This window comes from Algoriphagus aquimarinus (assembly GCF_007997215.1).
In the GTDB taxonomy this organism is placed as follows: domain Bacteria; phylum Bacteroidota; class Bacteroidia; order Cytophagales; family Cyclobacteriaceae; genus Algoriphagus; species Algoriphagus aquimarinus_A.
Window position 1 is genome coordinate 1 of record NZ_VORW01000012.1, and the last position, 11,787, is coordinate 11,787.

11 protein-coding genes are annotated in these 11,787 nt (G+C 39.2%); 10 read left to right on the top strand and 1 reads right to left on the bottom strand.

Annotated features, from left to right (window positions below):
- Positions 1-215: 215 nt before the first annotated feature.
- Positions 216-1,418 (bottom strand): L-2-hydroxyglutarate oxidase, encoded by a 1,203-nt coding sequence (gene lhgO / locus ESV85_RS15175; protein ID WP_146919020.1) that lies wholly within the window; start codon positions 1,416-1,418, stop codon positions 216-218.
- 166 nt (positions 1,419-1,584) lie between these two features.
- On the opposite strand from lhgO, the gene ESV85_RS15180 reads away from it, so the two are divergent.
- The 10 genes from ESV85_RS15180 to ESV85_RS15225 all read left to right on the top strand — a co-directional run bounded on the left by ESV85_RS15180 (position 1,585) and on the right by ESV85_RS15225 (position 11,764).
- Positions 1,585-4,062 carry a DUF5686 and carboxypeptidase-like regulatory domain-containing protein gene (locus tag ESV85_RS15180; protein ID WP_146919022.1) on the top strand — a complete coding sequence of 826 codons (2,478 nt, stop codon included), beginning with the start codon at positions 1,585-1,587 and terminating at the stop codon, positions 4,060-4,062.
- A gap of 30 nt (positions 4,063-4,092) precedes the next feature.
- Entirely contained in the window at positions 4,093-4,665 is a 573-nt protein-coding gene (locus ESV85_RS15185) for a hypothetical protein (RefSeq protein ID WP_146919024.1), read from the top strand.
- 117 nt (positions 4,666-4,782) lie between these two features.
- Positions 4,783-5,025, top strand: coding sequence for a hypothetical protein (locus ESV85_RS15190; protein WP_146919026.1), 243 nt, complete (start codon positions 4,783-4,785; stop codon positions 5,023-5,025).
- Positions 5,007-5,321 (top strand): type II toxin-antitoxin system RelE/ParE family toxin, encoded by a 315-nt coding sequence (locus ESV85_RS15195; RefSeq protein ID WP_146919028.1) that lies wholly within the window; start codon positions 5,007-5,009, stop codon positions 5,319-5,321. The genes ESV85_RS15190 and ESV85_RS15195 overlap by 19 nt, the downstream gene beginning before the upstream one ends.
- Positions 5,322-5,686: 365 nt before the next feature.
- Positions 5,687-7,633: a threonine--tRNA ligase gene (thrS, locus tag ESV85_RS15200; RefSeq protein WP_146919030.1), complete on the top strand. Its 1,947-nt coding sequence runs from the start codon at positions 5,687-5,689 to the stop codon at positions 7,631-7,633.
- A gap of 87 nt (positions 7,634-7,720) precedes the next feature.
- Complete coding sequence (infC, locus tag ESV85_RS15205; RefSeq protein ID WP_146919032.1) at positions 7,721-8,275, top strand: translation initiation factor IF-3; 555 nt, start codon at positions 7,721-7,723, stop codon at positions 8,273-8,275.
- 25 nt (positions 8,276-8,300) lie between these two features.
- Complete coding sequence (gene rpmI, locus ESV85_RS15210) at positions 8,301-8,495, top strand: 50S ribosomal protein L35 (protein WP_146919034.1); 195 nt, start codon at positions 8,301-8,303, stop codon at positions 8,493-8,495.
- 107 nt (positions 8,496-8,602) lie between these two features.
- Positions 8,603-8,947: a 50S ribosomal protein L20 gene (gene rplT, locus ESV85_RS15215; RefSeq protein WP_086501406.1), complete on the top strand. Its 345-nt coding sequence runs from the start codon at positions 8,603-8,605 to the stop codon at positions 8,945-8,947.
- Between the two features lie 104 nt (positions 8,948-9,051).
- Entirely contained in the window at positions 9,052-10,323 is a 1,272-nt protein-coding gene (locus ESV85_RS15220) for a carboxypeptidase-like regulatory domain-containing protein (RefSeq protein WP_146919035.1), read from the top strand.
- Positions 10,310-11,764, top strand: coding sequence for a TlpA family protein disulfide reductase (locus ESV85_RS15225; RefSeq protein ID WP_146919037.1), 1,455 nt, complete (start codon positions 10,310-10,312; stop codon positions 11,762-11,764). The genes ESV85_RS15220 and ESV85_RS15225 overlap by 14 nt, the downstream gene beginning before the upstream one ends.
- Positions 11,765-11,787: the final 23 nt, after the last annotated feature.

Sequence of the window (11,787 nt, forward strand, 5' to 3'; positions counted from 1 at the left end):
AGTGCCGATCAAGTCGGCACTACACAAGGTAAACATCCAAGTGAACAGTCACTGCATGCTTCCTCTCCGGTATCGTAAAGGTAAAAAAAATCTAAAACTTCTAGTTTTTAAAGATAGTACCTTGCGCCAAACTGATAATTATCAATATCAAAAAAACCTTCGAGGAGAGCCTTCAAATTGCCTTCTTAAGCATTTGATGGCTAACACCTCAAAGGTTAAGCAAACCGCTTCAACGCCAGCTCAGCCACTGTTCCTCCAATGGCTAGCGAGCTGGTAGCGGCAGGAGAAGGGGCATTAAGCACGTTGATAGCATGTGCAGATTCTCTAATAGAAAAATCATCCAACAATCCACCCGTTCTATCGCAAGCTTGTGCTCGCACACCAGCTCCGCCCTCAGTAAGGTCAGATTCCTGTATTTCTGGAATCAATTCTTGCAGCGCTTTAGTGAATGCGGCTTTTGAAAAAGATCTATACATCTCACCAAAACCCGTTTGCCAGTATTTGGCAGCTACTTTCTGGAAACCTGGCCAAGCTAAAGACTCAGCAAGTTCTTTCAGATTGATTTGTGATTTTTTATAACCTTCTCTTCGGAAAGCTAAAACTGCATTTGGTCCAGCTTCCACACCACCTTTCATCATTCGGGTGAAGTGTACGCCTAGGAAAGGGAAATTAGGATCCGGAACAGGGTAAATCAAGTTCTTAACCAGAAATTCCCTATCCTTTTTCAGCTTGAAATATTCACCTCGAAAAGGAATGATTTTCACATCAATTGGATCCTTTTCACTCATCTGAGCTACCTTATCCGAATAAAGTCCAGCGCAGTTAATTACCAATTTACTTTGGAAGGTTAGCTTGGAAGTTTCAATGTAGTTAACTCCCTCTTGTTGCTTAATTTCTAATACTTTATGATTAAGAAAAATCTCTCCACCCTGTTGAATTATTTTTCGCCCATAGGCCAAAGCAACTTTGAAATAATCTACAATTCCAGTCTGAGGAACATGCAATGCAGCTACCCCGGCACAATGAGGTTCGAATTCTTTCAGCTCTTCTAATGTGATGTATTTCGTTCCTTCTAAACCATTTTGAAGGCCTCTCTCATACAAGTTGTGCAATAAGGGTTTTTGGGCTTCTCTAGTGGCAACTACCACTTTTCCTGTGATCTCGAAAGGAATTTTTTCTTCCTCGCAAAACTGAATCAATTCATGGTATCCACTTATACAATTGGTAGCTTTTAGTGAACCTGGCTTATAGTATAGCCCGGAGTGAATCACACCACTATTATTACCTGTTTGGTGTTTAGCAAGTTGATCTTCCTTCTCCAAAATAGCTATTTTAAGGTCTGGACGTGCTTTTTGAATTTTAAGAGCAGTAGCCAATCCCACAATTCCACCACCAATTATTGCTATATCGTATATCATGTTTCTCGGTTTGTAGCTTCAAATATACAAGCCGATTTTTCAAAATCCCTGACTGTGTGTTAGCAGTTTTTTTACTCATTTAGTATTTTTTAATTCAAATCATGCCGATATCAACTTGGATTGAAATAATTTTGCAACTCCTTAATCACCCAGGATTTGACATTTAATGATTAGAAGATACTTTTTCCTCTTATTTCTTCTGGCTAGTACCCAGTCCTTTGCGCAGTATGTGATCAAAGGGAAAATTACTGATTCAGAGACTGGTGATCCTATTCCATTCGCTTCGGTGATACTTAAAGGAACCACCATTGGCGTCAATTCTGATTTTGAAGGGAATTATAACTTGGAAGCCAAAAAGCTTTCAGATAGCATAACAGTAAGCTATCTCGGTTACATTTCGGCGAGTAAAGCTTTACAAAATCAGCCAGAGCAAACTGTAAACTTTCAACTCAAGCCATCAGATTTTGAGATGGAAGCTTTTGTTTTTGAAGCAGGAGAAAACCCGGCGTTTGAAATTATACGCCAAGCCGTAGAACGAAAAGAGTACTTTGATAAAAGGAATTTAAGTTCTTATGAGTCAAAGAACTATACCAAGATTGAAATTGATGTAGATCATGTTTCTGATGATTTCTCGCATCGAAGATCTGTGCAGAAAATAACTGCTATACTGGATTCGATCAAGCAACTGACCAATGATGAGGGTCAGAAGATTTTGCCTGTATTTTTCTCTGAAACCTTATCTAAATTCTATTTTAGAAATAACCCGGTGCTTCGTAAGGAAGTAGTGGAGAAATCCAGAATTACTGGGGTAGGGATTACAGATGGATCTACTACATCACAGATCACGGGTTCGGCATTTCAGGAATACAATTTCTATAAAAACTGGTTGACAATAGTTGAGAAAGACTTCGTGTCGCCGATAGCAGATGGCTGGAAAGCCTATTACGATTACGATTTACTTGACTCTGTGCTTGTAGGTGCGGACTCGTGTTATATGCTGCAAGTGTATCCGCGGAGAGAGCAGGATCTGGCCTTTACAGGGACTATCTGGATCAATAAGGAGACTTATGCACTGAAGCAGGTGGATTTGGCTATTCCTAAGGAGGCGAATTTGAATTTTATTGAACGTATCAAAATTCAGCAGGAACTTGTTCCCACTGAGGCAGGACCACTTATTCCTTCAAAATCACGTGTACAAATCAAAATAGGCCAAATCACGCCAAAGACGGCTGGTTTGCTTGCTAAATTTTATACCTCGGCTGATAGCATTCGCACTGGTGAGCCCAAACCAACTTCTTTCTTTAATCAAGCTGTTACGCTGGAGCTCGATTATGCTTCAGGAGATGATGAATTTTGGAAAATAAACAGACAAGATCCACTGAGTGATGAGGAGCTTGCTGTATTGCAGATGGTGGATACACTAAAAAGGATTCCTATTGTTCGCTTCTTTTCCGAGGGTTTAAAATTCTTTGGAACAGGCTACCTCAATGTTGGTAAGTTTGAAATTGGACCATGGCCAGGCTTTTTTAATTACAATGATATTGAGGGAATTCGCCTGGGAATGGGAGCTCGTACTTCGGTGAAATTCAGTAATAAATGGGAGCTGGAAGGCTACGGAGCCTATGGTTTTCAAGACGAGGAATTCAAGTATACTGCCAAGGTTAAACGGATTTTAGATAGATTCCATTGGACCACACTTTCCTTATCTACGCAAAAGGAAATTGATCAGGTAGGATTGGAGATAGCAAGCCTCCAAGGGAATTCTGTATTTCTGGCAGCAAGTAGATTTGGTACGCTACGTCGTCCATTTCTGAATACTAATTACAATTTCCAGTTTCAGCGGGAGTTTTTCAAAGGATTCTTATTCACTTCCAATCTGCATGTACGGCAGTTTGATCCACTTTTCGACTTTTATTTTCTGGAAAAAGACACGAGAGAATACGAGTCTAATTTTGAAACCACCGAAGTTCAGGCTGCTTTACGATACGGTAAAGACGAAATTATTATAATCAATGACAATGCGCGTACTTCTTTTGGCCCTTCCAAATGGCCGATAGTACAGCTTTCTTATGCCAAGGGTATAAAATGGCTAGGTGGCGATATCGCTTATTCCAAACTTGATTTCTATCTATATCAAAGATTAAATGTAGGGATGCTTGGTGTGTCCAGGTATGAGTTATTTGCGGGAAAAGTATTTGGCGAAGTGCCCTATCCCATATTGAACAATCACCTTGGTAACGAAACACTTTTTTATACTTCGGCAGCTTTTAATACCATGAATTTCAACGAATTCGCTTCAGATCAATATGCGAGTTTACGATATAGACACTATTTTGAGGGCTTCCTTTTGAATAGAATCCCTGTGATCAAAAAGCTCAAATGGCGAGCTGTGGCTAATGCCAATATTCTTTATGGGTCGGTGAGTGATAAAAACATTACAAATACACCAAACGTTGATCCTCTGGGAAATCCTTTAGTGACCTTTGGAAGGCTGGATCCATCAAAACCCTATGTGGAATTAGGCTATGGCGTAGAAAACATTTTCAAATTCTTCAGAATAGACTTTTTCCATAGAATCACTTATCTGGATAATCCTGGTGCCAAGCCATTTGCTGTTAAAATATCAGGACAGTTGATTCTTTAGTTATTGGATTATATTCACTATTTTGGGTAGATGAAAAATGGTAGCACTTTTTTAAAACTCGCGTTTACTGTCACTTTAGCTCTGGCTTTATTGATCTCATTTGATAGTTTCGCCCAAACCGAACCTGAGACATTAACAGCAAAAAATGCTGTTTATTTGGAGTTTGGGGGAAGTTCTGGAAGATACGCTATCAACTACAGCAAGATTTTCCATCAAAAAGGGAAACTAAAGCTGAATGCGAGTGCCGGCTTTTCCATGTGGCGTAATCAAATAAATGATTTCAAGACGATTTGGCTTCCCGTTATTCCTTTGGAGGTAACAGCCTTTTACGGCAGATCAAACCATCATCTGGAAATGGGTTTTGGGTTTACCTCCCTCTTAGACAGAACTTTAGATTTTGATTCAGAAACATTAGAATTAGAAGATAAAGTGGTTTTGGACGCCTACATTCCTCTTAGAGTTGGATACAGATACCAAAAACCAGAAGGCGGATTTTTTTTCCGAGTGGGATATACTCCAATTATCATTCTTCCAACTGGCGGAAGAGAAGGATGGATCTTTGAGCCAAGATTTGCAGGAGTAAGTTTTGGAAAGAGTTTTTAGAATTATGCAGCATTTTTAAGTGAACTCACTTTATGGTAAAATATTTAAGAGGTCATCTAGTATCCCATTTGGGGAAAAGATAAAATTTGCGACATTTAGATATAAACCGTATTAGACATGGCTACAGTTGATAACTTAAGAAATGGATTGATCGATAAAATACTTTCAATCAAAAACAGAGATTTTTTAGAAGCTCTTGATAAATTAATTTCCTCAAGCATATCCGAATTCGATAAGCTGGAATTGACAGATGAACAAAAAATGATGTTGGAAATGAGTGAGGAGGATATAAAAAATGGCAAATTGATTTCCCAAGAAGCGATGGATAAAAGAAATCTTGAATGGCTAAACGCGAGGTAATTTGGACTAAAACGGCAGACCTCCAATTTGTCGGTGTTTTAGAATATTGGGTAATTAGAAATAAGTCCCCTAACTATTCAAAGAAGCTTGTAAAGCTAGTTAGCAGAAAAACCAATCAAATTTCTAAGAAGCCCTTTATCTACAAATCGACAGATTTCAAAAGTATCAGAGTCGCTTCAATGGGCAATTTCAGTATTTATTACAAAGTCACTGATGAACAAATTATAATTGTAGCATTTTGGGATAACAGACAAGACCCTCAAAAACTTTTTAAAGCCCTTCTGAGCGTGCAATAACTTTGCGCAAGTAGCATTTGCCGCCAAAGACTCCGAAAATCCAGTTTTGATTGTCTATACAGTGAAAAAATAAGGTGTTTTTATCCAGCAGCAAGTGGGTGTTTCTGCAATTCGGATCAGTAAAAGACAAAAAAGCGACTTATTGTAAGTTAAACACTAGCATTGAGGCTACTCCGGTCACCCGTCATCGGTCTTCCAGCCAAAGCAAGCAAAGAAAATACGGTTACAGACATGATTAGAGATAATTAAAAAATATCCACTCATTTCCATATTCCCTTCCCATATATTTTTTGGTTGCATTCGTGTTTTGCATATTTGCACCTTAATATTTATGCCTTCTTGTATGGGCAGAACTAATTTTACACATGTCACAACTTATTAACATTACCCTTCCAGATGGCACTGTGAAGGAGTACGAAAAAGGAACCACCGGACTACAGATTGCTGCAAGTATCAGCGAGGGTTTAGCGAGAAACGTTCTAGCCGCAAAAGTAAATGGACAGGTTTGGGATGCTACCCGAGCAATCAACTCAGATTCAACCATCCAATTGTTGACTTGGAATGACGGAGAAGGCAAAAACACGTTTTGGCACTCCTCAGCTCACTTGCTTGCAGAAGCATTGGAAGTACTTCATCCAGGGATCAAATTCGGTATCGGTCCTCCGATCGAAACTGGTTTCTATTACGATGTAGATTTCGGTGATAAGACGCTGGATGGTTCTGAGCTCGAGGAGATCGAGAAGAAAATGATCGAATTGGCTCGTGAGAAAAATGAGTACATCCGTTCTGATGTTTCCAAGAAAGATGCTATTGCTTATTTCGAGGATAAAGGAGACGAGTATAAGCTCGACCTTTTAGAAGGACTTGAAGATGGAACCATTACTTTCTATCAGCAAGGAAACTTCGTAGATCTTTGCCGTGGACCACATATCCCAAATACCGGTTTTGTAAAGGCTGTAAAGCTGACCAACATCGCTGGTGCATACTGGAGAGGAGACGAGAAGCGCAAAATGCTTACTCGTATTTACGGTGTTACTTTCCCTAAAGCGAAAGAGCTATCTGAATATTTAACATTACTTGAAGAAGCTAAGAAACGCGATCATAGAAAACTAGGGCGTGAATTAGAATTATTCATGTTTTCTGAAAAAGTAGGAGCTGGTCTTCCGCTATGGCTTCCTAAGGGAACTCTTTTGCGTGAGCGATTAGTGAATTTCATGAAAAAAGCGCAGGATAAATCTGGTTATCAGCAAGTAACTACGCCCCATATTGGACACAAGGCTCTTTATGAGACTTCTGGTCATTACGAGAAATATGGCAAGGATTCATTTCAGCCAATAACTACTCCGCATGAAGGCGAGGAGTTTTTGCTGAAGCCAATGAACTGCCCACATCACTGTGAGATTTATAAGAATAAGCCACACTCTTATAAGGAGTTGCCGATTCGCTATGCGGAATTTGGTACGGTATATCGCTATGAGCAAAGTGGAGAATTGCACGGATTGACGCGTGTTCGAGGATTTACTCAGGATGACGCACATATCTTCTGTCGCCCAGATCAGGTGAAGGAAGAGTTTATCAAAGTAATTGATTTGGTTTTGTATGTATTTAAGGCATTAGGCTTTGATGATTACACTGCTCAGATTTCTTTGAGAGATCCAGAAAATCCATCCAAATATATCGGTGGTGATGAAAACTGGAACAAGGCAGAATCTGCGATTATCGAAGCAGCAGCTGAGAAAGGGTTGAATACGGTCACTGAACTTGGCGAAGCGGCATTCTACGGCCCTAAGCTGGACTTCATGGTCAAAGATGCTTTGGGAAGAAAATGGCAGTTGGGAACTATCCAGGTAGATTATAACTTACCAGAACGATTCGAGTTGGAATACATCGGATCGGACAATCAGAAGCATAGACCTGTGATGATCCACAGAGCGCCATTTGGTTCTTTGGAGAGATTCGTTGCGGTGCTTATCGAGCACTGTGCAGGCAACTTCCCGCTATGGCTTTCTCCTGAGCAGATCAATATTTTGCCTATTTCTGAGAAATATGTAGAATATGCAGAAGAAATAAAGTCAATCCTCGAAGAGGTGGGAATATCAGGTTCTATTGACAACAGAGATGAAAAGATCGGAAGAAAAATCCGTGACTCTGAAGTTAAAAAAGTGCCTTTTATGCTGATAGTAGGGGAAAAGGAGCAGGAAGAGCGAAAGCTTTCTGTCCGTAAGCATGGTGAAGGAGATCTAGGTAATTTCTCTCCGGAGGAGTTTATAAACTATTTTCAAGGCATTATTTCAGCATCATTGAGTAAGTAATACTTGGGTATTATTTAATTCAGTTTTTCTTAATTAGAAATAATTCCGATATTTGCATCCAATTTCATAAAAACAATCAACGCAAACTTGAGAAACCAAAGACAACCCTATAGAGGTAGACAAGAAGAACCTTATAAAGTAAACCAGAAAATCAGAGCTCGTGAAGTGAGAGTGGTTGGTGATTTCGTAGAAGGTGGAAATGCATTACTTCCTACAGACAAAGCCATCAAAATCGCACAAGAAAATGACCTGGATCTTGTAGAGATCTCTCCTAACGTCGATCCTCCAGTTTGTAAGATTCTTGACTACGCTAAGTTTAAATACGAGCAGAAAAAGAAGCAGAAGGAGATCAAATCCAATGCAGCTAAGATTGTTTTGAAGGAAATCAGATTCGGACCGAATACAGATGAGCATGATTATAATTTCAAATTGAAGCATGCAATCAGCTTCTTGAAGGAAGGTGCAAAAGTGAAGGCATACGTGCATTTCGTAGGTCGAAGCATTGTCTTTAAAGAAAGAGGAGAGATGTTACTTCTGAGATTTGCTCAGGCACTGGCAGAATATGGTGCAGTAGAGCAGCTTCCAAAAATGGAAGGAAAGAGAATGAACATCTTCATCGCTCCGAAGGCAGGAAAGAAATAAATTTCAACTAAATAAATACAGCAAAATGCCAAAGGTAAAAACCAAATCCGGTGCAAAGAAGAGGTTCGCTTTAACGGGAACCGGCAAAATCAAAAGGAAACACGCTTTCAAAAGCCACATCCTAACTAAGAAAGCTACCAAAAGAAAGAGAAACTTGACCAAAACTGGTCTGGTTCACGAATCTGACGAAGGTAGAGTAAGAGACATGTTGAGAATCTGATTTTCAGCAGTAGCTTAAAAATTAATTAAGGTTTATTTATTCACCAGGCACACTGGTTTCCAAGATCCCGATAATTCGGGACACCATGCGTCAAAAAACAAAACACTATGCCTAGATCGGTAAACGCGGTAGCGTCCAGAGCAAGAAGAAAAAAAGTGCTAAAAGCCACAAGAGGTTACTTCGGAAGAGGTAGCAACGTATGGACAGTAGCCAAAAACAAGTATGAGAAAGGTCTTCAGTATGCGTACAGAGATCGTAAAGCGAAGAAAAGAGAATTCAGAGCTTTATGGATTCAGCGTATCAACGCAGGTGCAAGAATGCACGGCGTATCCTACTCTCAATTGATGGGATTATTGAAGAAAGGTGAGATCGAACTTAACCGTAAGGTTTTGGCAGATTTAGCCATGAATCACCCAGAAGCATTTAAAGCTGTAGTTGAAACTGTAAAATAAGGACGCACTGCCTTATTTTATTAAAAGCCTTCCCGAGGGAAGGCTTTTTTGGTTTCAGACTATTCTTTTATTGATAAAATCCATGATTTTTATTTTATTAGGTGATGAAATTTTTATGCTTCACTATCTTTTTGTTTTGTGTTCAAGTCGCATTAGCTCAAAATCAGCAAACAAATAATATTTCCGGTGTCGTGATAGATACGGAAGATTCCTCTCCTGTCCAGTTTGCATACTTATACCTCAAAAACTATCCGGATTTTTCAGCTTTGGCAGATGAGCAAGGAGAGTTTAAGTTCTTTTTCCCTTCCCAGTTCTGGGATGAAATCGTAGTGATCTCCTCCATAGGGTATCAAAAGCTGGAGCTCCCTGTCTCATCGCTTTCGAAAACAGGAAACATAATTAGGCTCCAAAGGCAATTACTCTCTTTGAATGAGGTGACAGTGATGCCTGAAGATCATTCTATGGAAGAGATGATTTCGAACGCGATCGATAATATCCCCAAAAACTATCCTGACAAACGTCATCAGCTAAGAGGGTTTTACAGAAAAATATCTACGAATTACGAGGAGTTCACTAAGCTAGTAGAAGCCGCAGTAGTGGTAGAAGATGTTAGCTATCTAAAAGATGGATCTGCACTTAGAGTTAAATTGGAATCCTTAAGACAAAGTGATGAATTGGGTGAGGTTGACTCTACTATGACAATTCTGAAGCAAAGAATTAGGGAGCAAATCAAAGCCTCGGGAAGTACTATTGGGCCATTAAATGAAATTATAGAAACCTATCATCATAATAATGGATTTCGAGGTAATGCTTATCATTCCAAAAGTTGGTTTGGAAAAGATGGTGATCGATTTATGGGTATTCCAGAGTTGCCAACCTACCGGAGATTTATGGGAGAGGAGATTGTGGGAAATGACACGATTTATCAAATAGCTTTTAGTACCAAAGATCCTCCAAACGGTAGTAGCTATTTGAAAATAAACGCTAGAAACCATGCGATTGTAGAATATCAAATCACTTTTCAAACTGGGGAATATCAAACTTTTGCGAAGTTTCGAGAAGTTGATGGATTCTATTACCCGGAAATGATTCGTAATAGGGAATTAAGATTGATAAATCGTGATGTGGGCATCCATCAAATGGATATTAGTACGTTTTGGTTTGATATGCCCGCGACTGAGGATTTGAAAAAGATTCGAGCGAAAGATGCACTTGACAGAGATGAGGAAGTTGAAAATAATGAATATGAACTTGATTCAAGTTTTTGGAAGACCTATGATATAATCAAAAAACATCCGCTGGATTCAGCAATTATCAGGAGTTTGGAAAAGAATAAAAGTCTGGAACAACAATTTAAGAGCAATGCGAAAGACTAAAAGCAAGGTTCACATATTTTTTCTATTTCTGCTGCTTACGGCTTTCTGGTCTTGTAATTCCGGAGAAAAGGGGGAGAAAAGAGAAGCAGCTGTTGAGCCCGGCCAAATTGTATTGTTTTTTGAAGATAGTGTTACGAATCAGTTTTTTCGACAGCGAAAGGCAGTATTCAAATACATGGATGATAACATGCTACCTGTGGAGATCTCATTCAATTCTGAGGAGTCAAGCAAAGATCTTATCATCAATACTAAAAGAGGATCCCTTGATTTAGTTTATCGAGACAATAGCCAGTTTGAGTTTACCTATTACCTCCAAAATGGAGATAGTATTCTTATCCAAGAAAAGGACAAAAAGCCATGGTTTGAATCTGTCAAAAAAGAAAGCTCTTCTTACACTTACAATCTGGAGCTTCTTAGGAACACAGAGCTTTATGGTAAATCCCATTCAAAAGCCCAGGATTTCGACTTTTTGTGGAATGAAACAAAGGCGTTTCCCTTCGAATTAGACATGAATGAGGACCTGAAGCGAAATAAAGATGAAGCCATTCAGGGATTTCAAAAGGAGTTGAGCTGGATTGATTCTTTGGCAAATACTGGTTCAATTTCTGAAGAAGTCAAAGCTTTTTACACTTCTAAAAATAGAATGGCGCAAAAGAAACTGGAAGCTTACCCCACTGATAGTATGGTTTTCGATTCTCAATTGGCTGTCAATTCATTTTTAAATGAAATTGAACCTCAGCTAGATACTACGGTCTTTTTAGATGAGTTTTCTGAATTGATTATTGCCAACCAAACGCAGCTTCAATCAAGGGACTTAATTGATTCACTGCTTGCCGGAAGTGAGCTGAATCACCGCGAAAAATCTCTGCTCTTTCACTATTTACAAAAGGAAATCCCATTTCTATCATTTAAAGTAGTCGATGAAGTTCTTGTGCGTTATAGTGACAAATTAGCTAATCCTGCCCAGTTGGTTCTATTGAATTCATCTAATAAGGCTCTTCAAGGTATTGAGCCCGATATAGAATTGATGGGACTGCAGAAAAGCTCAATCACATTTGAAGAGATTCTGAGCCAAAAGAGGGGTAAGTATTTGTATGTTGATCTTTGGGCTGCTTGGTGCATTCCTTGTATCAAAGCTTTCCCGGCATCGGTGGCTTTAAATGAGGAGTATAAAAGCAGGGGCGTAGAAGTAATCTTCTTATCAGTTGACGATAATTATAAGTTTTGGGAAGAGGTTGCTATCAAATATGATATTGCAATTCCAAATCAATCATTTGTAGCCATGATCAAAGACGAATCGGAATATCTGAAAGCATTGGATGTAGCACTGATTCCGAGATATTTGATTTTTGATCCAAAGGGGAAATTAATTCATCCGAATGCTCCTAGGCCAGACACTGAAGAAATCAGGGATTTCCTTGATAGCTTAATTGATCCATAACAGGAAGGAAAAGAAAGCTAATT